Annotated in this window: 21 protein-coding genes; 4 read left to right on the forward strand and 17 right to left on the reverse strand. The window is 34.2% G+C overall.

The window, feature by feature from the left end; translation table 11 throughout:
* Positions 1–7: 7 nt before the first annotated feature.
* Entirely contained in the window at positions 8–1,555 is a 1,548-nt protein-coding gene (locus tag FNB79_RS02255) for a hypothetical protein (protein WP_143379754.1), read from the reverse strand.
* A 148-nt stretch (positions 1,556–1,703) separates the two neighbouring features.
* Here FNB79_RS02255 and FNB79_RS02260 point away from each other — a divergent pair, with 148 nt between their 5' ends.
* Genes FNB79_RS02260 through leuB form a run of 4 tightly spaced genes read left to right on the forward strand, consistent with a single transcriptional unit; the run spans position 1,704 to position 6,089 of the window.
* A complete protein-coding gene (locus FNB79_RS02260) occupies positions 1,704–2,879 on the forward strand; it encodes a 2-isopropylmalate synthase (protein ID WP_143379755.1) in 1,176 nt (391 codons plus the stop codon).
* Between the two features lie 56 nt (positions 2,880–2,935).
* On the forward strand, positions 2,936–4,318 hold the full coding sequence (gene leuC, locus FNB79_RS02265) for a 3-isopropylmalate dehydratase large subunit (RefSeq protein ID WP_143379756.1): 1,383 nt from the start codon (positions 2,936–2,938) through the stop codon (positions 4,316–4,318).
* The gene (gene leuD / locus FNB79_RS02270; protein ID WP_143379757.1) at positions 4,319–4,918 is read left to right on the forward strand and encodes a 3-isopropylmalate dehydratase small subunit; all 600 of its coding nucleotides are present in this window, start codon (positions 4,319–4,321) and stop codon (positions 4,916–4,918) included.
* Positions 4,919–4,970: 52 nt separating this feature from the next.
* Positions 4,971–6,089, forward strand: a complete 1,119-nt coding sequence (gene leuB / locus FNB79_RS02275) for a 3-isopropylmalate dehydrogenase (RefSeq protein ID WP_143379758.1) — start codon at positions 4,971–4,973, stop codon at positions 6,087–6,089.
* A gap of 74 nt (positions 6,090–6,163) precedes the next feature.
* Here the strand turns inward: leuB and argH are convergent, their stop codons facing one another.
* From argH to FNB79_RS02355, 16 genes are all read right to left on the reverse strand, one after another.
* Positions 6,164–7,441: an argininosuccinate lyase gene (gene argH, locus FNB79_RS02280; RefSeq protein WP_143379759.1), complete on the reverse strand. Its 1,278-nt coding sequence runs from the start codon at positions 7,439–7,441 to the stop codon at positions 6,164–6,166.
* Positions 7,442–7,486: 45 nt separating this feature from the next.
* Positions 7,487–8,551, reverse strand: coding sequence for a M20 family metallo-hydrolase (locus tag FNB79_RS02285; protein WP_143379760.1), 1,065 nt, complete (start codon positions 8,549–8,551; stop codon positions 7,487–7,489).
* The gene (argB, locus tag FNB79_RS02290; protein ID WP_143379761.1) at positions 8,551–9,327 is read right to left on the reverse strand and encodes an acetylglutamate kinase; all 777 of its coding nucleotides are present in this window, start codon (positions 9,325–9,327) and stop codon (positions 8,551–8,553) included. Before argB ends, FNB79_RS02285 begins: the two co-directional genes overlap by 1 nt.
* Position 9,328: 1 nt before the next feature.
* Positions 9,329–10,264: an N-acetylornithine carbamoyltransferase gene (locus FNB79_RS02295; protein ID WP_143379762.1), complete on the reverse strand. Its 936-nt coding sequence runs from the start codon at positions 10,262–10,264 to the stop codon at positions 9,329–9,331.
* Position 10,265: 1 nt separating this feature from the next.
* Entirely contained in the window at positions 10,266–11,393 is a 1,128-nt protein-coding gene (locus FNB79_RS02300; RefSeq protein WP_143379763.1) for an aspartate aminotransferase family protein, read from the reverse strand.
* On the reverse strand, positions 11,390–12,190 hold the full coding sequence (gene proC / locus FNB79_RS02305) for a pyrroline-5-carboxylate reductase (protein WP_143379764.1): 801 nt from the start codon (positions 12,188–12,190) through the stop codon (positions 11,390–11,392). Before proC ends, FNB79_RS02300 begins: the two co-directional genes overlap by 4 nt.
* Positions 12,191–12,202: 12 nt before the next feature.
* Entirely contained in the window at positions 12,203–13,180 is a 978-nt protein-coding gene (gene argC / locus FNB79_RS02310) for an N-acetyl-gamma-glutamyl-phosphate reductase (RefSeq protein ID WP_143379765.1), read from the reverse strand.
* Positions 13,177–14,358, reverse strand: coding sequence for an argininosuccinate synthase (locus FNB79_RS02315; protein WP_143379766.1), 1,182 nt, complete (start codon positions 14,356–14,358; stop codon positions 13,177–13,179). The genes argC and FNB79_RS02315 overlap by 4 nt, the downstream gene beginning before the upstream one ends.
* Before the next feature lie 13 nt (positions 14,359–14,371).
* The gene (locus FNB79_RS02320; RefSeq protein WP_143379767.1) at positions 14,372–14,980 is read right to left on the reverse strand and encodes a GNAT family N-acetyltransferase; all 609 of its coding nucleotides are present in this window, start codon (positions 14,978–14,980) and stop codon (positions 14,372–14,374) included.
* A gap of 361 nt (positions 14,981–15,341) precedes the next feature.
* Positions 15,342–16,934 carry an NADP-dependent glyceraldehyde-3-phosphate dehydrogenase gene (locus FNB79_RS02325; protein WP_143379768.1) on the reverse strand — a complete coding sequence of 531 codons (1,593 nt, stop codon included), beginning with the start codon at positions 16,932–16,934 and terminating at the stop codon, positions 15,342–15,344.
* 77 nt (positions 16,935–17,011) lie between these two features.
* The gene (gene ilvA / locus FNB79_RS02330) at positions 17,012–18,277 is read right to left on the reverse strand and encodes a threonine ammonia-lyase IlvA (protein WP_143379769.1); all 1,266 of its coding nucleotides are present in this window, start codon (positions 18,275–18,277) and stop codon (positions 17,012–17,014) included.
* Positions 18,278–18,283: 6 nt separating this feature from the next.
* On the reverse strand, positions 18,284–19,786 hold the full coding sequence (gene ilvC, locus FNB79_RS02335) for a ketol-acid reductoisomerase (protein WP_143379770.1): 1,503 nt from the start codon (positions 19,784–19,786) through the stop codon (positions 18,284–18,286).
* A gap of 10 nt (positions 19,787–19,796) precedes the next feature.
* A complete protein-coding gene (gene ilvN / locus FNB79_RS02340; RefSeq protein ID WP_143379771.1) occupies positions 19,797–20,324 on the reverse strand; it encodes an acetolactate synthase small subunit in 528 nt (175 codons plus the stop codon).
* A gap of 2 nt (positions 20,325–20,326) precedes the next feature.
* The gene (ilvB, locus tag FNB79_RS02345) at positions 20,327–22,060 is read right to left on the reverse strand and encodes a biosynthetic-type acetolactate synthase large subunit (protein WP_143379772.1); all 1,734 of its coding nucleotides are present in this window, start codon (positions 22,058–22,060) and stop codon (positions 20,327–20,329) included.
* Positions 22,061–22,069: 9 nt separating this feature from the next.
* Complete coding sequence (ilvD, locus tag FNB79_RS02350; protein WP_143379773.1) at positions 22,070–23,755, reverse strand: dihydroxy-acid dehydratase; 1,686 nt, start codon at positions 23,753–23,755, stop codon at positions 22,070–22,072.
* 520 nt (positions 23,756–24,275) lie between these two features.
* On the reverse strand, positions 24,276–25,742 hold the full coding sequence (locus FNB79_RS02355) for a glutamate synthase subunit beta (RefSeq protein WP_143379774.1): 1,467 nt from the start codon (positions 25,740–25,742) through the stop codon (positions 24,276–24,278).
* Between the last annotated feature and the right edge of the window lie 3 nt (positions 25,743–25,745).

Consider the following 25,745-nt stretch of genomic DNA (forward strand, 5'->3'; position numbering starts at 1 on the left):
ATATTTACTACACTTTCGTTTTTTCTAAATATTTATCCTTAATAACCTGTCCTACAGGTCTATTCTCAATTTTACTTTCTAACCAAGAAATAATATCTAGATATAAAAATGCTCGTTTTTCATATGGGTGGTCCTCATACATTTTTAATGTATCTCTTAACCTTATAAATGCTTTTTTAATGTCTTGAGGATACACATCTTGTAATCCTTTTATAAATTTTATCATCTCTTTTTGCACCTCATGCAAATCGTTCATTTTTATTAAAAACTTATAAGTGCTACGCAGCAACGTTTCTATATGATAATCCATACCAGCCTCGTAATGAGCTACTAAATTTAAGACTCTCGAGAAACACAACAAATCTTCTCGCATGGATAAACTTTTATTTGAAATGATTTTATCTAAATAGAAAATGCATTGCTTATTATCTCCTGCACCAAAATACAAACTAGCAAATTTATAATAAAAAATCATGGTGTGATGCTCGTCTATTCTATTTGAATATTTTTTTAAATCTGTTTCTATTTTAGGAACCAATTGCAAACCTGCCTCAAACGAGCCATCTATAAAATGTAAATTAACTTTGTTTAAATTAAGGTACAAAAAAGCTAAAGCTTCAACGTTTTCATCTCTTAAGAAAGTTTTATCTTTTACGGTTTGCTCTAAACGGACTAAAGCCTCTTCAAATTTATCTCTACTCCTTACAAAAAATAAAGCTTCTAATAAATAATTTTTACCTTTTAAGAAGAATACAGGGTTTAAATTAATCATAGCAGGATTCTCATAAAATAAGTCGACCCATTTTGATGCATATTTATAACAATTTTTAAAGTCTTGAGTTAAAAAACTATACCACAAATAGGCATTATACAACCATAACTTTTCTCTAAACCCGAGATTTTTAATATAATATTTGGGTAAACGTTTATAGAAATATGATGCCACTTGCTCCCCTTCTTCTTCATTCTTTACATACCCCTGTTTTAAGAACAAACCATATAACTGTAATGACAAATTAGACAATTTACTAGCCACCACATTTAAAGCACTTAACTCTTTAGCCTGTATCGTAAGTTCATCTGCTCGACCTCCAATACTTCTTGTTATATATTGTGACTCTATTAATTTTTCAAATTCTACAATCTCATAAGCCAAATTTTTCTCTTCATTCTGTATAGCTAATTCTTTAGATTTATCTAAAATTTTTAAACTCTGTTTATAAAGCCCTTTATGGTATAAAATAGAAGCAAAATCTAATTGTTCTCGAATTTGCGACCTTATGTTTTGATGTGAAGGATTTAATTTTAAACTAATTAAAATTTGTTTGTACAAATGTGCTTTAACATTTGCCAACTGTTGTTTTTTTACATCTCCATTTTTTAAAATAAAATCTTCGTCATAACTTGTTAATTTGTCTAAAATATTAAATAAGTTAAGAAATTTAGAGTCGTTATTAACACCTAACCGTCCAACATACAGTTTAAACTGTCGTTTTTCAGACTTGGTTAGCGACTTCACTAATAAAAACAAATTATCTTTTTGGTCTTTTATCATCAAATAAAAAATATTGTAATTAACTGATATAAAAATAGTTAATTACACTTAAACACTTTTAAACATCGTAAAAATACAACATTGAGGTATTGCTTTCACAAAAGCAAAATATAAATTCGTAGCACAATAAGAAAATAAAATCATATAAATGTCACATTCTAACATTCAAATATTTGACACAACGTTACGCGATGGCGAACAAGTCCCTGGTTGCAAGTTAAACAAAGAGCAAAAAATAATTATTGCCGAAAAACTTGACACACTGGGAGTTGACGTTATTGAAGCAGGATTTCCAGTGTCAAGTCCTGGAGATTTCGCATCGGTTGAAGCCATTTCAAAAATCGTAAAGAATGCAACAGTTTGTGGTCTGACTAGATCTGTAGAAAACGATATTAAAGTTGCTGGTGAAGCATTGCGTTATGCAAAAAAATCTAGAATTCATACAGGAATTGGGACATCTGACTCTCATATAAAATTTAAATTTAATTCTAATCGCGATGCGATTATTGAACGTGCTGTAAGAGCAGTACGTTATGCCAAAACCTTTACCGAAGATGTAGAGTTTTATGCAGAAGATGCTGGACGAACAGATAACGATTACTTGGCACGTGTTTGCGAAGCTGTCATTGCTGCAGGTGCAACAGTTTTAAATATTCCAGACACAACAGGCTACTGTTTACCAAACGAATATGGCGCTAAAATTAAGTATTTAATGGAAAACGTTAAAGGTATAGAAAATGCCATTTTATCTTGTCATTGCCATAATGATTTAGGTTTAGCTACTGCAAATTCTATAGAAGGTGTGATAAACGGTGCAAGACAAATTGAGTGCACTATAAACGGCATTGGAGAACGTGCAGGTAACACAGCTTTAGAAGAAGTTGTTATGATCCTTAAACAACATCCAACATTAAATTTAGACACCAACATAAATACATCTTTATTATACAGTACAAGCCAAATGGTTTCTGAACATATGGGAATATACACGCAACCAAACAAAGCTATTGTAGGTGCTAATGCTTTTGCCCACAGTTCTGGAATTCACCAAGATGGTGTGATTAAAAATCGTGAAACATACGAAATAATAGACCCTAAAGATGTAGGTGTTACTGAATCTGCTATTGTTTTAACAGCAAGAAGTGGTAGAGCAGCTTTAGCATATCGTGCTAAAAACGTAGGTTATGAATTAACAAAATTGCAATTGGATGAAGTGTATGCTAATTTTTTAAATTTTGCAGATGTAAAGAAAGAAATAGATGATGCAGACATACATAAAATTATAGAATCTAGTAGCGTATATAAACAAATTATTTCAGCTTAAAACAAGCTAAAAGTCTATGTCTTAAATTATTTTAGAGGTAGCAAAAATAACATGAAATGAAAAAAACATTATTTGATAAAGTTTGGGATGCACACGTTGTTGACGCCATTGAAAATGGGCCACAAATACTATACATCGACAAACATTTAATTCACGAAGTTACAAGCCCACAGGCTTTTAAAGAATTAAAAGATAGAAATATTCCGCTGTTTAGACCAAATCAAATTGTGGCAACAGCAGACCATAATACACCAACAACAAATCAACATTTACCAATACAAGACAAACTATCAAGACATCAGCTTGAGCAACTATCAAGAAACTGTGCCGACAACGGAATCACACTTTTTGAATTAGGTCACAAATATAATGGAATAGTGCACGTAATGTCACCCGAATTAGGTATCACACAACCTGGAATGACAATAGTATGTGGGGACAGTCATACTTCCACACATGGTGCATTTGGAACCATTGCTTTTGGAATCGGTACCAGTCAGGTTGCTCAAGTTTTTGCTAGCCAATGTTTACTTTTAACAAAACCTAAAAGTTTACGTGTTAGTGTAAATGGTAAATTAAAAAAAGGAGTCCTTCCTAAAGATGTTATTTTGTATATTATCTCAAAATTAGGTACCAATGCTGGAACAGGTTATTTCTGTGAATATGCTGGAGATGTTTTTGAAAACATGAGTATGGAAGGCCGTATGACAGTTTGTAATATGAGTATTGAAATGGGCGCACGAGGCGGAATGATTGCTCCAGACCAAACTACTTTTGACTATGTTGAAGGTCGTGAATTTGCACCTAAAGGTGAAGATTTTGAAAAGAAAGTAGCCTATTGGAAAACATTACCGACAGATGAAGGTGCCAAATTCGATAAAGAATATTTTTTCGATGCAGCAGATATCGAACCTATGGTAACCTATGGAACCAACCCAGGTATGGGGATTAAAGTAACAGACAATATTCCTACCCTTGACGATGCCTCTTTTGAAAAATCATTGAAATATATGGATTTTAAGAAAGGAGAATCTCTTATAAACAAACCAATTAATTTTGTCTTTATTGGTAGCTGTACCAACTCAAGAATTGAAGATTTTAGAGTGGCTGCCGAGTTTATTAAAGGCAAACAAAAAGCACCTAACGTTACTGCCTGGCTAGTACCAGGTAGTAAGTTGGTAGAAACACAAATTATTGAAGAAGGCCTTAAAGACATTTTTACAGCTGCAGGTTTTGAACTTCGCCAACCAGGATGTTCTGCCTGTTTAGCAATGAATGAAGACAAGATTCCGCAAAATGAATATTGTGTATCTACTTCAAACAGAAATTTTGAAGGTAGACAAGGGCAAGGCGCTAGAACTATTTTAGCAAGTCCGTTAGTTGCAGCAGCAACTGCTGTTGAAGGAAAAATTATTGACATTACTAAACATTTAAACTAAATGGAAAAGTTTACAACATTACAGTCTAGAGCCATTCCATTAGACATAGAAAATATAGATACAGACCAAATTATCCCTGCTCGATTCTTAAAAGCTACAGACAGAGAAGGTTTTGGAGACAATGTATTTAGAGATTGGAGATATCATAAAAATGGAGATATTAATGAAGAATTCCCACTAAATGATATCACTTATGCCGGTAGCATTCTAGTTGCTGGAGACAATTTTGGTTGTGGTTCTAGTCGCGAGCATGCCGCTTGGGCTATTGCAGATTATGGATTTAAGGTTGTGGTTTCTAGTTTCTTTGCAGATATTTTTAAAGGAAATGCTCTTAATAATGGAATATTACCCGTACAAGTATCTCCAGAATTCTTAAAAGTGTTATTTAATCACATAACAAGTGACCCAGAAACAATAATTAATGTAAATTTAGAGGCTCAAATCATTTCTATTCAAGACACTGATTTTCAAGAATCTTTTGAGATCGATCCATACAAAAAAACGTGTCTAATTAATGGATATGATGATATTGATTATTTGTTAAGTAAAAAAGAAGATATTTTAGCCTTTGAAGCTAAAAACGAAACCATAGCCCTATAACCTTTATAAATTAGAAACGCTAATTTTTAAGGGCGACTAAAACATAATTCTTATGAAACTAAATATAGCAGTATTAGCAGGAGACGGGATTGGACCAGAAGTCACTGCACAATCTATAAAAGTTCTTAAAGCTATAGCTTTAGAATTTAATCACACCTTTAATTTTAAGTACGCACCTGTTGGAGCAATCGCAATAGACGAAACTGGAAATCCGTTGCCAGAAGCCACTTTAGAATTGTGTAAAAATAGCGACGCGCTATTATTTGGTGCTATTGGCGACCCTAAATACGACAACGATCCTAGTGCAAAAGTACGTCCTGAACAAGGCTTACTAGCATTAAGAAAAGCTTTAGGTTTATATGCCAATATTAGACCTGTTAAAGCCTATGATACCTTATTAAGTAAATCCCCTTTAAAAAAGGATATTATTAAAGGAACAGATATTAGCATTTACAGAGAACTTACTGGAGGTATTTACTTCGGAAAAAAAGAAACAAGTGAAGATGGTAATACGGCTTCAGATCTATGCGAATATTCTCGTGAAGAAATTGAACGTTTAGCACATTTAGCATTTAAAGCAGCTCAAACAAGAAAGAAAAAATTAACTTTAATAGATAAAGCAAACGTATTAGAAACATCACGTTTATGGCGTAGAGTTGTTACCGAAGTTGCTAAAAGCTACAAAGACGTAGAATTAGATTTCTTATTTATAGATAATGCGGCCATGCAAATGATATTAAATCCAAAACAGTTTGATGTTATTTTAACAGAAAACATGTTTGGAGACATTATTAGCGACGAGGCTAGTGTAATTGGTGGCTCTATAGGATTATTAGCATCAGCTTCTGTGGGAGATAAATATGCAATGTTTGAGCCTATTCACGGGTCTTATCCGCAAGCTACAAACAAAGGTATCGCAAATCCAATTGCTTCTATCTTATCTGCAGCCATGTTATTAGACCATTTTGATTTAAATGACGAAGCTGATTTAATACGAACTGCTATCGATAAATCTTTAGCACTACACATTACAACGCCAGATTTAAACACCAAATACGACAATATTACAACCACAAAGGTTGGTGATTTTATTGCCGATTTTATTAGTAACCCTAAAGATTCTAATCATAATTTTTCTAATATTCACTTAGGACAATCTACGATTATATAATATACATATTACAAATAAAAAAGCGTCTTAGTTAGTTTACTAAGACGCTTTTTTTATGCATGAAATTACACCACTTATAATTTCGGAAATTTTTCGCTAATGCTATCTAACCCTAGATTGTGAATACTTCCTAAATGCGTGTGTTTTTTAGAATCGTCTGGCACATAAGTTCCTGCTTCTACTTCGCCACCTATCTTCTTATAAGCATCTCTAAACGACATTCCTTCTACCACCAAAGTATTGATATTATCTACTGTAAATAAGAATTTATATTTCTCGTCGTGTAAATTAATTTCTTTAACCTTAACCTGAGCAATAGAGAAATTAAAAATATCTAAAATATCTTTCATATCTTCTAAAGCCTGAATCATGTTTTCCTTTAATAATTGGTAGTCACGGTGATATCCGCTAGGCAAATTATTAGTGATTAACACCATTTCTGTTTGTAGCGCCTGAATCTTATTACATTTACCACGAATCAATTCAAATACATCTGGATTTTTCTTGTGTGGCATAATACTACTTCCTGTAGTTAATTCGTCTGGAAAGGCGATAAAACCAAAATTCTGACTATTATACAAGCAAATATCCATAGCAAAACGCGATAAAGTGTTTGCTAAACTTCCTAAGGAAGCAGCAATGGTTCGTTCACTTTTACCACGACTCATTTGCGCGGCCACTACATTATACTTTAAGGTTGAAAAGCCCATTTCTTTTGTCGTTAATTCACGATCTATCGGAAAAGAACTACCGTAACCTGCAGCAGAACCTAACGGATTCTGATCGGCTACTCTTTGTGCCGCTTGTAGCATATACACATCATCAATCAATAACTCGGCATAGGCAGAGAACCAAACACCGAAAGACGACGGCATAGCCACTTGTAAATGCGTGTAGCCAGGTAATAAAGCATCTTTATGGGTTTCGGCTAAACCAATTAAGGTATCGAAAAACGTTTTGGTTTTGTCCTGTATGGTTTTTAATTCTTCTTTAAAATACAATTGAAGTGCCACTAAAACTTGGTCGTTTCTAGACCGTGCAGTATGTATTTTTTTTCCTACCTCACCTAAAGATTTTGTCAGTTCAAATTCTATTTTAGAATGCACATCTTCAAAACTCTCTTCTATTTGAAAAGTTCCCGCTTCAATCTGAGCGGCTAACTCATCTAAACCCCCAAGTAATTGTTCTAATTCTTCAGTAGTAATAATATTAATGCTTTGTAACATTTTAGCGTGAGCTTTAGACGCTATAACATCGTACTTCGCTATATGAATATCGATTTCTCTATCGTTACCAACAGTAAATTGTTCTATTTTTTTATCTATTGAAAGCCCTTTATCCCAAAGTTTCATAAGTTAAGATTTTTATAGTTTAAGCTGAACATGCAACTTAAATCATTATAATATTTTTTCTAATAACTGAATGTAAATCGCAACACCTTCTTCAATTTCATTTAAATAAATAAATTCGTCTGCAGAATGTGATCGTGTACTATCTCCTGGCCCTAATTTTAAAGACGAACAACTTAAAACAGATTGATCTGATAATGTTGGCGAACCGTAGGTGCTACGACCTATTTCGATACCTGCTTTTACCAATTCGTGATCCTTAGGAATAGATGATGAATTTAAGCGTAAACTACGTGCTTTAATCTCTGTACAAGGCGCTTCTCTTACCAAAATATCGTTAATCTCTGCATTGGTATATTTATCGTTTACACGTACATCTATAACCAATTCTACTTCGGCAGGAATGGCATTATGTTGTTTTCCAGCAGAAATCTGAGAGACCGTCATTTTTACATCGCCTAAAGTTTCTGAAGGCCTATCGAATTTATAATTTTTAAACCAATTTAACACCTCTATTGTATTGTAAATAGCGTTATCATCGTTAGGGTGAGCGGCATGACTAGGAGTTCCTTTTACTTTAGCATCAAAAACCACTAAGCCTTTTTCGGCTACAGCCAAATTCATTAATGTAGGTTCTCCAACTATAGCTACATCTACTTTTGGAATTATAGATAACATACTATTTAAACCATTTGGTCCGCTGCTTTCTTCTTCGGCAGAAGCCACAATAACCAAATTATATTTTAAGTTTGGCTTATCGTAAAAATAGGTAAATGTTGCAATTAAAGACACCAAGCAACCTCCAGCATCATTACTTCCTAAACCATATAATTTGCCATCTTCTACTATAGCTTTAAACGGGTCTTTAGTGTATCCGTTATTGGGTTTAACCGTATCGTGATGCGAGTTTAAAAGCAGTGTAGGTTTTCCTTCTGTAAAATCTTTATTGGTAGCCCAAACATTATTTTTGGTGCGCGTATACGGAATGTTTTTTTCTTTAAACCAAGCTTCTATAAGCTCTGCTGTTTTATCTTCTTCTGAAGAAAAAGACTGCGTTTCAATTAAACGCTTTAATAAAGCAATGGCCTCCTCTGTTAATTGTTGCGTTGTCATTAGGCTTGTATGGTTGTGTGTTTTGTATTCTGATTAAATAGCATGTCAGGTTTTCCTAAGCACACTTTACTCACTCGATTAGAAATGGCATAAAAACAATTATCTAACTTAGGTAGCATCCCGTCTGTTATAATACCATCTGCTTTTAACGTCTCATAATTTTTTGTGTTAATATCTTCAATTACCGAATTTGCATCATTTACATCTAACAATACACCATCTTTTTCAAAACAATAATACAACTCTACTTGATACAAATCTGCAAAAGCAATAGCCAATTCAGAAGTTACAGTATCTGCATTGGTATTTAATAATTGTCCGTTTCCGTCATGTGTAATGGCACAAAACACGGGCGTAATATCGTTTTCTAGGAGTACTTTTGGCACTTTGGTGTTGACGTGTTTTACATCGCCTACAAATCCGTAATCTATAGTTTTTACCGGGCGTTTTTCAGAAACTATTGCATTTCCATCAGCTCCCGTAAACCCGACACTATTACACCTATTCGCTTGTAATTGTGCAATAATGTTTTTATTGATTTTTCCGCCGTACACCATGGTAATAATATCTAAAGTATCGCCATCTGTAATGCGTCTTCCATCTACCATTTGCACTTCAATATTCATGGATTTCGCCATTTTAGTCGCTAATTTCCCACCGCCATGAACTAATATTTTAGGACCTTTAAGTGTAGCAAAACCTTTTAAGAATTCAGCTAAGGCAGCATCGTCATCAATAATATTACCACCTATTTTTACCACTTTTAATGTTTCCATATTATAGGTTTTCAAGTATTTCTTTCATTACTATTTGTGCAGCGAATGTTCTATTATTAGCTTCTTGCATCACAACAGACTGGTCGCTATCTAAAACAGCATCCTCAACCACAACATTACGTCTTACCGGTAAACAGTGCATAAATTTAGCATGACCTAATTTTTCTTTAGTCACCATCCAATTTCTGTCTCTATTTAAAATCTGACCGTAATCTGTAAAACTACTCCAGTTCTTTGCATACACAAAATCGGCATCTTTAAGTGCCTCATCTTGGTTATAAACTATTGGCGTATCTTTTGTGATTTTAGGGTCAAGTTCATAGCCTTCGGGATGTGTAATGGTTAAATCGACCTCCATTTTTTGCATCATTTCTACAAACGAATTGGGTACTGCTTGCGGCAATGCCTTGGGGTGTGGCGCCCATGTCATTACAACTTTTGGTCGAGCTTTTTCCGATAATTCTGAAATGGTAATCGCATCTGCCAAGGCTTGTAAGGGATGTGCCGTTGCACTTTCCATATTTACTATAGGCACAGTGGCATACTTTTCAAAACTTTTAATAACCAGCTCTGCATAATCTTTTTCTTTATCTACTAAAGTTGGGAAAGCACGCACCGCAATAATATCTGCATATTGCGAAATAACCGCTGCTGCTTCCTTGACATGCTCGGAAGTACTAGCATCCATGACCGTTCCATCTTCAAACTCTAAATTCCACGCATCATTTACATTTAAACTCATCACCTCCATTCCTAGGTTTTTAGCAGCCTTTTCTGTGCTTAACCGCGTCCGTAAACTCGAGTTAAAAAACAACATCACTAAGGTTTTATTTTTACCTAATTGCTGATGCTCAAAAGGATTCATCTTTAAAAGAATGGCTTCTTTTATAGTTTCTGAAAGGTTCGATATATCTGAAATTTGCGTGTATTTTTTCATGCTATGTTAATTCTGATTTTAAGGCTTCAAAAAAGACATCTAAGTGTTCTTTTTGAATTGTTAATGGCGGAAGTATTCTTAATAAGTTAGGTTTTTTAGCACTTCCTGTGAAAATGTGATGGTCGAAAATAAGTTTTTTTCTAAGGTCGGAAATCGGAAAATCGAATTCTAATCCTAACATTAAACCACGACCTTTAATTGATTTTAATTGTGGTAATGCGTTCGCTTTTTCAATAAAATATGCTGAAATTGCTTTAGTGTGCGCTAGTAAATCTTCTGCTTTAAGTACATCTAAAACAGCAATTGAAGCTGCACAAGCTAAGTGATTTCCTCCAAAGGTTGTCCCTAACATTCCGAAAGCCCCTTTAATATCAGGATGAATTAAAATACCTCCAATAGGAAACCCATTCCCCATACCTTTTGCCATAGAAATAATATCTGGCGTAATATTATGCTTTTGAAATGCGAAGAAATCGCCTGTTCTACCAAAGCCCGATTGTACCTCATCGGCTATAAAACATGTGTTATACGTTTTACATAATTTTTCAAGACCTTGATAAAATGCGGTTGTGCTTTCGTCTAAACCACCTACACCTTGAATAAACTCTATAATTACAGCACAAACATCGTTATTTTTTAATGCTTGTTCTACACCTTCTAAATCGCCTAGTTCAAAAAACGCTACATTTTGTTGGGCGTTTAATGGTGCTACAATTTTAGGATTATCGGTAGCTGCTACTGCAGCAGAAGTTCTTCCGTGGAATCCGTTTTTAAAGGCAATAATTTTAGATTTTTCATTATGAAAGGATGCCAGTTTCAAGGCATTCTCATTCGCTTCTGCTCCTGAGTTACATAAAAACAACTGATAGTCTTTACATCCTGAAAAGTCGGCTAATTCTGCTGCCAATTGTTCTTGCAACGGGTTTTGAATGGCATTACTATAAAATGCAATTTCGTTTAACTGACGCGTTAAACGGTCTACATAGGTTGGGTGCGCATGACCAATTGAAATTACAGCATGGCCACCGTATAAATCTAAATATTCTACATTTTTGTCGTCGTAAACAAAAACGTCTTTCGCTTTTACAGGGGTAATATCGTAAAGCGGATATACTGGAAACAAACTCATATTTGTTCTTTTTTAATATTGCTAATTTTATTGTAAGATGCTACCATTCCCTGAATTAAAGACGAACTCAACCCTTTGTGTTCCATTTCGTTTAATCCTTCAATGGTACAGCCTTTTGGCGTGGTAACCTTATCGATTTCTTCCTCTGGATGATTCCCAGTTTGAATAAGTAAACTAGCTGCTCCTTCGCAAGTATGCATCGATAATTCTTGAGCTTCTTCGGCATCGAAACCTAATTGTATTGCCGCTTGAGTTGTGGCACGAATTAATCGCATCCAAAAGGCAACACCACTGGCACAAACTACTGTTGCGGCTTGCATTTGACTTTCTGGAATAATTAAAGTATGTCCTAACCGATTAAATATGGCTTCTGCAATTTTAACACGTTTAGTACCTTGAGTATTACTACAAATACATGTCATAGATTTACCTACAGCAATAGCTGTATTAGGCATAGCACGAATTATAAATTGGTTCTCACCAACAATTGCTTCCATTCTAGGAATTAAAAAACCTGTAATGGTAGAAATTAAAACATGTTTCTCTGTTAAAAACGGAGTGATTTCTTGCAAAACATTTTCAAAATGTGCAGGTTGCACTGCAAAAATTAAAATATCAGATTTCTGAACAGCTTCAACATTATCACTTGTAAGAGTTACATTTTTATAACCTTCAAATTCCTGTAACGTTTCAATATTTCTTTTGGTTAAATATAGCGTTGTAAATGCATTATCGATTATTAAACCTTTAGCGATAGAATACCCTAAATTTCCAGTTCCAATTATAGCAATTTTCATAAGTTAGTTGATTTAGAAATAAGTAGCTTTTAGTTGTATACCTGCTGTCTCTTCAAATCCAAACATCAAATTCATGTTTTGGACAGCCTGTCCTGAAGCGCCCTTTAATAAATTATCGATAATACTTGTTACCAATAATTTGTCGTTATGTTTATGTAAATGAAGGATACATTTATTAGTGTTTACCACTTGTTTTAAATGAATATCTTCATCTGAAACTACTGTAAATTTTGCATCCTTATAAAAAGATTTATATAATGTTTTAGCATCTTCTAACGTGCCTTCAAATTTGGTGTAAGCTGTCGCAAAAATGCCGCGTGAAAAATCACCGCGATTTGGCATAAAAATGATTTCTGAATTAAAATCACTTTGTAATTGCTTTACCGACTGATTGATTTCTCCTAAATGCTGATGCGTAAAAGGCTTGTAGTACGAAAAATTATTATCTCTCCACGTAAAATGTGTGGTTGCAGATAGTGATGTTCCGGCTCCTGTTGCTCCTGTTACGGCATTTATATGCACATCGTCTTTAAATTTCCCATCTGATGCTAATGGTAATAAAGCCAACTGAATTGCCGTTGCAAAGCATCCTGGGTTTGCCAAATATTTAGCATTAACAATCGCTTCTTTATTTAGTTCTGGAAGTCCGTAAACGAATTCCATACCGTTAAAATTAGCATCGGCTTCTAATCTAAAATCGTTACTTAAATCTATAATCTTAGTCGCATCAGAAAAGCTATTATTTTCTAAAAACGCTGTAGAATTTCCGTGTCCTAAGCATAAAAATAACACATCTACATCGGCATTAATGGTATCTGTAAATTGTAAATCTGTAGACCCAATTAAATCTTGATGCACTTTACTAACAGGATTTCCGGCATTAGACGTACTGTAAATAAAATTGATATTTACCTGTGGATGATACATTAATATTCTAATCAGTTCTCCTGCAGTATATCCTGCGCCTCCTACAATTCCAGCTTGTATCATGACTTTTTATTTACGAGTTGATATATTTTATTCTGGTTTCCAAGTATTTTAATAAATCCTTTAGCATCGTCTGCAGTCCACCCTTTATTTTCTTCTCCATAACTAGCAAATGATGAATTCATTAAATCGTGTTTAGACGAAATTCCATCTAAAGAGAAATGATAAGGCTTCAGCGTAACTACAACATCACCAGAAACATTCTCCTGACTACTTTCTAAAAAGGCCTCCATATCGCGCATTACGGGGTCTAGAAACTGGCCTTCGTGTAAATGCATCCCGTAAAAACTAGATAGATAATCTTTATGTTGCATTTGCCATTTAGTAAGCGTGTGCTTTTCTAATAAATGGTGTGCTTTTACAGTGATTAAAGCAGCAGCAGCTTCAAAACCTACACGCCCTTTAATTCCAACAATAGTATCACCAACATGAATATCTCTTCCTATGGCGTACTTTGAAGCAATTTCATTTAATGCTTCAATATTTTTTTCTGGTGCAGCTTCGGTTCCGTTAAAAGCAACAAACTCTCCTTTTTTAAAGGTTAATGTTACTTTTTGCTCGTCTGTTTTTTCTAATTGAGACGGATAAGCTTCGCTAGGTAAAGGTTTTTCTGAAGTTAAAGTCTCTTCTCCACCTACACTAGTGCCCCAAAGCCCTTTGTTTACAGAATATTTCGCTTTTGCCCAATTCATATCTATACCATTGGCAACCAAATAATCGATTTCTGTTTGTCTGGCTAATTTCTGATCTCTAATAGGCGTGATAATTTCAATTTCAGGTGCCAAGATTTGAAAAATCATATCGAAACGCACTTGGTCGTTTCCTGCTCCCGTGCTACCGTGAGCAATATATTTTGCACCAATACTTTTTGCATATTCAACTATTTCTATAGCCTGAATAATACGTTCTGCACTTACCGATAATGGATAAGTATTATTTTTTAATACATTACCAAATATTAAATATTTTACAACTTTGTTATAAAATGTAGCAACTGCATCTATATTTTTATAAGTAGTCACGCCCATTTTATAAGCGTTACTTTCTATATGACTAATCTCTTCTTTAGTAAAACCGCCGGTATTAACACTTACGGCATGAACATCGTACTCTTTTGATAAACTTACAGCACAATATGATGTATCTAAACCTCCACTGTATGCTATTACTAATTTTTTCATGTTGATATTTGTGTTATTTTTTTAAAAACAAATGTTCCTTAATGCTTTTTAATCGATTAAATACTTTAGACTTAACTGGTTTTTGGTCTTTTGGAGGCTGCTTATCTGGATCGTACAACATACCTGTACATAAACACATTTTTTGTTCTGTACGTTGTAAAACGTCATAATTCTTACACGTTTGGCAACCTTTCCAAAAGGTCTGATCGTCTGTTAATTCTGAAAATGTAACGGGTTTATACCCTAGATCTGAATTCATTTTCATAACAGGCAATCCTGTAGTAATACTAAAAACTTTAGCTTTAGGATATTTTGTTATAGAATGATTGAAAATTTTATGTTTAATTTCTTTAGCTAACCCTCTATTTCTAAAATCAGGATGTACAATTAAACCTGAGTTTGCTACGAATTTCCCATGTCCCCAAGCTTCAATATAGCAGAAACCCGCAAACTTACCATCCTCTAAAGCGATAACGGCATTTCCATTAATTATTCTTTGTATGATATACTCGGGCGTTCTTTTTGCAATCCCTGTACCTCTTACTCTAGCAGAATCTGCTATAGTTTCACAAATAATTTCAGCATAAACTGTATGCGACTTGTCTGCAATAACAATTTCCATTGTTTTGATTTTAAAATTAAAAAGTTAAAAAGTATTGATTTCTAGAAATAGAACTGGACACACCTAAAAGTTCCTAAAATATAAAGCACCCTAACGGGCGGCGCAATACAATAGGGCGTAACATAAAGCGATTATTATTTAAAATAACCATATGTTGTGTGTAAAATGTATAAAGTGATGTAATCAAAATAAAAAAATAAATACGTGAAATTAGGTGAACAACTCTAGAAGATTTAGTGTGCACTGCGGCGTCGGCGCAATGCAATTGCGGGACTAGATGGACGTATTATATTTTTAATAAGAATCATAAACCAAATGTACAAATTAATTCAATATATCAATTAACTTTTTATCAATTATTTTATAAAATATAATCTGTGCTAATAAAATTAGAAGCCTTGGTATCAAGGAGTTCATTTAATATCGCATTATTATAGTCATTATCTTTAGAAGCGACAAAGGTTCGTATTGAAAAAGAACGTAATGCATCATGCACACTTAAAGTTCCGACGGCAGAATCTTTACGACCGGTAAAAGGATACACATCTGGTCCACGTTGGCACGAACTATTAAGGTTTACACGACAAACTAAATTAACCAAAGTATCTATTAGCGGTGCTAAGGTTTTTACATTTTTACCAAATATGCTTACTTGCTGACCATAATTGGACTCGGCCATATCATGAAGCGGCTCTTGTATATCTTTAAAAGACAACACCGGAATTACTGGTCCGAATTGTTCTTCTTTAAAAACACGCATATTTTTACTCACAGGATATAAAACAGCAGGAAATATATAATTATCTGTAGTATCTCCACCTTTAGCATTTAAAATTGAAGCTCCTTGCTCTAGAGCATCGTCTATTAATTCTTGAATATATGCCGGCTTGCCAGGCTCAGGTAAAGGCGTTAATTTAACACCTTGATCCCAGGGATTTCCGAATGCTAGTGCATCTACTCGTGCAGAGAAACGCTTATTAAATTCTTCTATTATATTTTCATGAACATATAATACTTTTAATGCCGTACAGCGTTGCCCATTAAAAGACAAAGTTCCAGCAATACATTCATCTATCGCTAAATCTAAATCTGCATCTGGCAAGACAATTGCTGGGTTTTTAGCTTCTAACCCTAAAACTAATCGCAATCTATTTTGTCTTGGATGACTATCTTGAAGTGCATTTGCCGATGTACTATTGCCTATAAGTGCTAACACATCTACACGTCCATTTTCCATAATTGGAGTTGCGACAACTCGGCCTCGACCGTAAATGATATTTACCACACCTTTAGGAAAACTAGTTTGAAACGCTTCTAATAAAGGAGTCATTAATAAAACCCCATGTTTAGCCGGTTTAAAAATCACCGTATTTCCCATAATAATAGCAGGAATTAACAATGCAAAGGTTTCGTTTAAAGGATAATTATAAGGGCCTAAGCACAATACTACTCCTAAAGCTCCTCTTCTAATATGAGCATTGACCCCTCCATGTTTTTCAAACTTTGCACTATCACGATCTAACTGTTTATATTCTTCAATAGTATCGTAAATATAATCTACCGTTCTATCAAATTCCTTTTCAGAATCAGGCAAACTTTTACCAATCTCCCACATTAACAACTTTACAACTTGGTCTCGTTTGGTTTTCATTTGTTCAACAAACTTTTCCATACAAGCAACACGATCTTTAACTTTCATTGTTGGCCATACACCTTGCCCTTTTCCGTAAGCATTACAAGCAGAATTTAATGCTTCTAATGCCTCCTCCTTACCAAGCTGAGGGATTTTACCTAATAATGTGGGCTTATAATCTGGTGTAGATGAAATAGAAGAATACACATTTGCTGTAGTTCCAGACCAAATTTTTAATTGCCCGTCTACTAAATATGTATTTTGATTTATTTCTGTTGTAATTTTATATTGTTGTGGAATGTCTTTAAAAGGTGTATGCATAATCTAATTTTATTTAAACTGTTATTATATTAAATATACAGCTTTAATTTCCTATTGTAGTTTACAAATAGTTAAGCTTATACTAAAAACTGAAATAGGTCTTGGTTATCGTTTATATAATCGCCAAAGAAATTTCTGGATTTCATTTTTTTCATTAGAGGATCCAAATCTTTAGCTGATTTTAATTCTATCCCTACTACAGCCGATCCATTTTCGCGGTTTGTTTTCTTAGCATATTGAAAATATGTAATATCATCGTTTGGTCCTAAAATTTCTGCCACGAATTCTTTTAATGCTCCCGCTCGTTGCGGAAATTTTACTATAAAATAGTGTTTTAAATTAGTATATAATAAAGCACGTTCTTTAATTTCTGCTGTACGTGTAATATCATTATTACTTCCACTAATTACACAAACTACATTTTTACCTTTAATTTCTTCAGCATAAAAATCAAGTGCAGATACACTTAATGCTCCTGCTGGCTCTACAACTACGGCATCTTTATTATATAATTCTAAAATGGTTTCACAGACTTTACCTTCTGGGACAGCGACCACTTCTGTTAAATTATGACGACAAATTTCAAATGTTCTATCTCCTACTTTTTTTACAGCCGCACCATCTACAAAATTTTCAATAGTTTTTAACTCTGTATTGTATCCATTTTTTATTGATGTTTTCATTGAAGGTGCCCCAGCAGGCTCTACACCAATAATTTTTGTATTTGGAGACAGTTGCTTAAAAACTGTTGATAATCCCGAAGCCAATCCGCCACCACCTACTGGAATAAACACATAATCTAGAGGCACATTTGTCTGACTTAATATTTCAAGTCCAATAGTAGCTTGCCCTTCAATTACTTCTTTATCGTTAAATGGATGAATAAATGTTTTGCCTAAACGTTCGCATTCTAGCATAGATGCATGGTAAGCATCATCAAAAGTATCACCTACTAAAACAATATTAGTATACTCTTCACCAAACATTTTTACCTGCTCAATTTTCTGATTGGGCGTTGGTGAAGGCATAAAAATGGTACCTTTTATTTTTAATAATTTACAAGATAAGGCTACACCTTGCGCATGGTTTCCAGCACTTGCACACACAATACCTTTATCCATTTGTTCTTTAGTTAAAGAAGAAATTCGGTTGTATGCCCCACGTATTTTATAAGAACGTACTAATTGTAAATCTTCACGCTTAAACAACACATTAGCTGCGAATCGTTTAGAATATTGTAAATTTTGATTTAAAGGCGTAGAAACAACAACCGACTTTAAACGTTCGGCTGCTGCTTGTACGGCTTTTAAACTAGGAAAATATATTTTATTTTCAGTTTGCATAAGTTATTAGGCTAGTACCGATGCGTCTTCGTCAACATCAGTTTTTATTGTTTTCATTGCAGTCATAGCGGTTCTTAGCGACTTTCCTATAGCTTCGATAGGATGATTTCTAATCGCATCGTTTACAGCAATTAATTCAATATTATCAACCTCGTTAGATGTAGAGTATGTTTTACCTATTACATCTGTTTTAATGCCTTTCATAAAATCTACTAATAAAGGCTTAGCTGCATGATCAAATAAATAACATCCGTATTCAGCAGTATCAGAAATTACGCGGTTCATTTCGTATAATTTCTTTCTAGCAATTGTATTTGCAATTAAAGGTAATTCATGTAATGATTCGTAATATGCAGATTCTTCAATAATTCCTGCACTTACCATAGTTTCAAATGCTAGCTCTACACCAGATTTAACGATAGCTACCATTAATACTCCTTTATCAAAATAGTCTTGCTCAGAGATTTTTTCTGATGTTAATGGTGTTTTTTCAAATGCTGTTTCTCCGGTAGCTTCTCTCCATGTTAATAAATTAACATCATCGTTAGCCCAATCTTCCATCATTGTTTTAGAGAAATGACCTGAAATAATATCGTCCATATGCTTTTCGAAAAGCGGACGTAAAATATCTTTTAATTCTTCAGATAATTTATATGCTTTAATTTTTGCTGGGTTAGATAAACGGTCCATCATAGTAGTAATTCCCCCATGTTTTAATGCTTCTGTTACCGTTTCCCAACCGTACTGAATAAGCTTAGCAGCATACCCTGGCTCGATACCTTCTTCAACCATTTTATCAAAGCATAAAATAGATCCAGTTTGTAACGCGCCACATAAAATAGTTTGCTCTCCCATTAAATCACTCTTTACCTCTGCTACAAAAGAGGACTCTAAAACACCTGCTTTATCTCCTCCTGTCGCTACTGCATATGCTTTAGCTTGTGCTAAACCTTTTCCTTCTGGATCGTTTTCTGGGTGAACTGCAATTAGTGTTGGCACACCAAATCCTCTTTTATATTCTTCACGAACTTCTGTTCCTGGACATTTTGGGGCAACCATAATTACGGTAAGATCCTCACGTATTTGAGTACCTTCTTCAACAATATTAAACCCATGAGAATACGATAAAGTTGCGCCTTTTTTCATTAAAGGCATAATTGTTTCTACAACATTTGTATGTTGCTTGTCTGGAGTTAAATTCAAGACCAAATCTGCTGTAGGAATTAGATCTTCGTAAGTTCCCACTGTAAAATTATTTTCAGTAGCATTTACATAAGATGCACGTTTTTCTTTAATTGCAGCAGCACGTAAAGCATAAGAAATATCTAAACCAGAATCTCTCATGTTTAATCCTTGGTTTAATCCTTGTGCGCCACATCCTACAATGACGATTTTTTTACCTTTTAGTGCATTTACACCATCTTCAAATTCTGAAGATGCCATAAAACGACATTTAGATAATTGTTTTAATTGATTTCTTAATGATAAGGTGTTAAAATAATTTGCCATTTTGTTTTAATTAATTAAATGCTGTTAGCATTTGTGATATTTTCATTTCTTCTTTAGTTACAGCAATACGCCCAGAACGCACAAATTGCATAATACCGTAGACACTAAAATCGCGATATAATTGTTCGATTTCGTTTCTTTTTCCTGATTTTTCAAGCACAAAAAACTCTTTATTTACGGTTACAATTCTTGCGTTACTTTCTTTTATTATATTTTGTATTTCGCGTTCTTCAAATAATAAATCAGATTTTAATTTAAACATGCAAGATTCTTGATAGATGGTTTCTTCATCTGTATGGTAATACGCTTTTATAACCTCAACTTGCTTTTCTATCTGACCAACAATTTTCTTAATTCTATCTTCTTCTAATTTTACAACTATTGTAAATCTAGATACATCTTCTATTTCTGAAATTGATGTATTTAAACTTTCAATATTAATATGACGGCGTTGAAAAATTGCTGAAATTCGATTTAAAAGACCAATATTGTTCTCTGTATAAATCGATATTGTATATGTATTTTGATTACTTTCCATAATTAACTTAATCTAATATCTGAAACTGAAGCTCCTGTAGGTATCATTGGGAATACATTATCTTCCTTCTCTACACAAACCTCCAAAAAATAAGCACCTTCGTGAGTCATCATCTCTTCAATTGCTCCAGCCAATTCTTCACGTTTAGTTATTTTCTTGGCTGCTATATAATAGCCTTTAGCAATTGTTACAAAGTCTGGATTAGTCATTTCTGTAGACGCATAACGCTTATCGAAAAACAATTGCTGCCATTGGCGCACCATACCCAAAAATTCGTTATTTAACACAACTATTTTAACAGGTACTTTTTGTTGAAAAATAGTTCCCAATTCTTGAATATTCATTTGGAAGCCTCCGTCTCCAATAATTACAACCACATCCCGTTCTGGCGCTGCCATTTTAGCTCCTATAGCCGCCGGTAAACCAAATCCCATAGTACCCAAACCACCAGAAGTTATATTGCTTTTTGTTTTATTAAATTTCGCATAACGACATGCAATCATTTGGTGTTGCCCAACATCGGAGACAATAGCTGCATCGCCTTTAGATTGCACATTGATTTGATTAATAACTTCACCCATTGTTAAACCTTCTTTAGTTGGGTGCAAATCGTCTTTTATAACTTTTTCAAACTCAATAGCATATAAATCTTTAAATTTCTGATGCCATTCGTTATGAGAAGTTTCATTTAAAAACGGAAGTAATTCTGCTAAGCTTAATTTAGAATCTCCTAGTACAGCAACATCTGTTTTTACATTTTTGTCAATCTCTGCGGGATCTATTTCAAAATGAATCACTTTTGCTTGCTTAGCATATGTAGATAAATTACCTGTAACACGATCGTCAAAACGCATTCCTATTGCAATTAAAACATCGCATTCATTTGTTAACATGTTTGGAGCATAGTTTCCATGCATACCTACCATACCTATATTTAAGGGATGTTCTGTTGGTATGGCTGACGCTCCTAAAATCGTCCAAGCTGAAGGTATACCTGCTTTTTCAATAACAGCTTTTAATTCGGCTTCTGCTTTTCCTAAAATCACACCTTGTCCCCAAACTATCATTGGTTTTTTTGCACCATTGATTAAATTTGCTGCCTTTTGAATTGCTTCAATATTTGGCTTACAAGATGCTTTATAGCTACGTACTGAGGTACACTTTTTATAACTAAAATCAAATTCTTCAAACTGTGCATCCTTGGTTATATCTACTAAAACAGGCCCTGGGCGTCCGCTTTTAGCAATATAAAATGCTTTTGCCATAACCTCTGGAATATCTGCTGCTTTTGTAATTTGAACATTCCACTTAGTAACAGGTGTAGAGATTCCTACTATATCTGTTTCTTGAAACGCATCGCTTCCTAAAAGATGAGAAGCAACTTGTCCGGTAATACAGACTAAAGGCGTGGAATCTATTTGGGCATCTGCAATTCCAGTTATCAAGTTTGTTGCTCCAGGTCCAGAGGTTGCTAGAGCGACCCCTACTTTTCCTGAAATACGTGCATAACCTTGAGCTGCATGTGCAGCACCTTGTTCATGACGTGTTAAAACATGATGAATTTGGTCTCTATATTTATAAAGTTCATCGTAAACCGGCATGATTGCTCCTCCAGGATATCCGTAAAGCGTTTCAACACCTTCAGCTATCATACATTTAATAATAGCTTCGCTACCTGAAATACGTACGGTTTTCGCTGTAGCTACATCTGTTGTTTTTACTGTTTCTATGTCCATAGTAAAAAATTAAAATTCATCAGTCACACATCCTTTTGATGCCGACGATACTGTTTTCGCATATTTATACAATACTCCACGTTCTGCTTTCAATTTAGGAGCAACCCAATTTGCTCTTCTTTTCGCCAACAGTTCTTCAGAGATTTCAATATTTATAGTATTATTTTCTGCATCAATAAAAATGATATCACCATTTTCAACCAATGCAATATTACCGCCTTCTTGAGCTTCTGGGGAGACGTGACCAACCACAAAACCATGAGAACCACCAGAGAAACGGCCATCTGTTATCATTGCTACGTCTTTACCTAGTCCAGCCCCCATAATAGATGATGTTGGCTTTAACATTTCTGGCATGCCAGGCGCTCCTTTAGGTCCCTCGTAACGGATAATAATAACATCACCCTTTTTTACTTTACCATTTTTTATACCTTCATTCACCTCCGCTTCACTATTAAATACATTTGCCGTTCCTTTAAAAGATAGTCCTTCTTTTCCAGTTATTTTAGCAACAGCGCCTTCTGTTGCTAAGTTTCCAAATAATATTCTAATGTGGCCTGTTTCTTTAATTGGTGTAGCAAGTGGTTTTATAATTTGTTGTCCCTCTATTAAATTAGGAACATCTTTTAAGTTTTCTGCAATAGTCTTCCCTGTAACTGTTAAACAATCACCATGTAGCATATTGTTTTCTAACATGTATTTTAAAACACCCGGAATACCTCCAACACCATGTAAATCTTCCATAGAATATTTACCACTTGGCTTTAAATCTGCTAACAATGGTGTCTCGTCACTAATTCTTTTAAAATCTTTTAAAGTAAATTCTATTTTAGCTGCTTTAGCGATTGCTAAAAAGTGAAGCACTGCATTTGTAGACCCTCCTAAAACAGTAACTAACCTAAATGCGTTCTCTAACGACTTTTTAGTTACAATGTCTGAAGGCTTTATATCTTTTTCTAATAAGTAACGTAAAGCTTCTCCTGCTTTTGCACATTCTTTTTCTTTTAATTTATCATCGCCAACCGCAGGTGTAGATGAGTTAAAAGGTAACGACATCCCTAAAGCCTCAATAGCAGAAGCCATAGTGTTAGCTGTATACATACCTCCACAGGCACCAGCTCCAGGACATGCTTTATGCACTACTTCTTTAAATTCTGAATCGTCAATAGTACCAGCGACTTTTTTCCCATAAGCTTCAAAAGCAGAAATGATGTCTAATTTTTCTCCTTTATGACAACCAGATGCAATAGTACCACCATACACCAAAACTGAAGGTCTATTTAAACGCAACATTCCCATTAAAGCACCAGGCATATTTTTATCGCAACCCACCACAGTAACCAATCCGTCATAACTCATACCTTCTACCACTGTTTCTACAGAATCTGCAATAATATCTCTAGAGACTAATGAATAACGCATTCCAGGTGTACCATTAGATATACCGTCACTAATACCAATAGTATTAAAAATCAACCCTACTAAATCTGCATTCTGGGTTCCTTTTTTTACGTGTGTTGCTAAGTCGTTAAGATGCATGTTACAAGGGTTACCTTCGTAACCTGTACTAGCAATACCAATAAATGGTTTTTGCAAATCCTCATCTGTTAACCCGATTGCATGCAACATCGCTTGAGCAGCAGGTAATGAAGCATCTTGAGTGATCGAGTGACTATACTTTTTTAAATTTTTCATATTGTTTATAAAAGCTTTTGCTCTAATTCTATTTCTTTGAGAGCTCTAAATTAATTTTTTGTCGTTTTTTAAAGAATTTCACCGCATACATATAGACTAAACTCATTACTTAAAATGCATATTTAAACAACTGATTTAAAGCAATTTAAACGGTTTTATATATGACGTTCAATTTCTTCTTTTTATTATAAAAAAATTGACATTTTTTAAAATTTATGATTGAAACATATAAACAACACAAAAAACCTTATCAATTTTTCATTTTTTAACTCTTTTATAACATTTAAACCATGATATTTTTTTTTACATAGCCTAACACAAAAAAAGCCTTCCATAAAAATGGAAGGCTTTAATTATATTTTACATTATAAATACACTTCCATTATCATCATGAACGAATCACAACGACACTAATAGAAATTATATTTACTAAGTATTTTTTCATATGCATTTCAAATATCATAAATCTAAAACAAAGAACCTATGAAAATATTAATTATTTAACTTTTTAATTCAGATTTTATACTCTTGGCAAATCTATACCTGTTTTAAGAGGTAAGTTTGATGATCCCATTAAATATGTATCTACATGATAAGCAGCTTGTCTTCCTTCTGAGATAGCCCAAACAATTAAAGACTGTCCTCGTCGCATATCACCAGCAACAAATACTCCTGGGACATTGGACATATAATTATTAGTATCTGCTTTAATGTTTGTTCTAAAATCCATATCCAAACCTAACTGTTCTGCAATAGTCTTCTCTGCTCCGGTAAATCCTAAGGCCAACAGAGCTAAATCACAATCCCAAGTTTTTTCTGTTCCAGGTAATTCTTTTAATTGCGGACGCTCACCAGGTTTAAAAATCCACTCAACCTGCACGGTAACTAAACCTTTTAAGTTGCCATTTCCATCGCCCAAGAATTCTTTTGTAGAGATACTAAAAAAACGTTCTACACCTTCTTTGTGAGAAGAACTTGTTCTCAATTTCATAGGCCAATATGGCCAAGGTTGATGTGCTGGTCTGCCTTCTGATGGTTTATCTAAAATTTCAAAATTTGTTACCGATTTTGCTCCATGACGATTAGACGTTCCTATACAATCTGATCCTGTGTCTCCTCCTCCAATAACAATAACATTTTTTCCTGTGGCTAAAATCTCGTTTTCAAAAGCTTTGATTCCGCTAACACGCTTGTTATTCTGCTTTAAGAAATCCATAGCCTGAACAACACCATTTAAATCGGCTCCTGGGATTGGCATACCACGTCTTACAGTAGCACCACCACATAATACAACAGCATCAAAGTCCTTTTTAAGTTGTTCTGCATCTATATTAACACCTACATGCGCATTAGTTTTAAAGATAATTCCTTCTTCTTCTAAAACTTCTATACGACGGTCTATGATTGTTTTTTCTAATTTAAAATCAGGAATACCATAACGCAACAATCCTCCAACTTTATCATCTCTTTCAAAAAGAGTAACCAAATGACCCGCGCGATTTAATTGCTGAGCAGCAGCCAAACCTGAAGGTCCTCCTCCTACAACAGCTACTGTTTTACCTGTACGCTCTTTTGGCGGACGAGCTATTACCCAACCTTCTTTAAATGCTGTTTCTGCAATATTCTTTTCTATATTTTCAATACTTACAGGGTCTTCATTAATCCCTAACACACAAGCTTCTTCGCATGGCGCTGGACAAAGTCGACCAGTAAATTCTGGAAAATTATTTGTAGAATGTAAAATAGCTGCAGCTTCTTTCCACTTTCCTTTATATACTTTATCGTTAAAATCTGGAATTAAATTCCCAAGCGGACATCCACTATGGCAAAAGGGAATTCCACAATCCATACAACGCGCACCCTGATTTTTTATACCAGACTCAGATAATGGAATTGTAAATTCTTTGTAGTCTTTCAGACGCTCTTCTACCGGTTCGTAACCTTCGTCTTCACGTTTATATTCTAAAAATCCTGTTATTTTTCCCATAAT

The organism is Formosa sediminum, from assembly GCF_007197735.1.
GTDB classification, from domain to species: domain Bacteria; phylum Bacteroidota; class Bacteroidia; order Flavobacteriales; family Flavobacteriaceae; genus Formosa; species Formosa sediminum.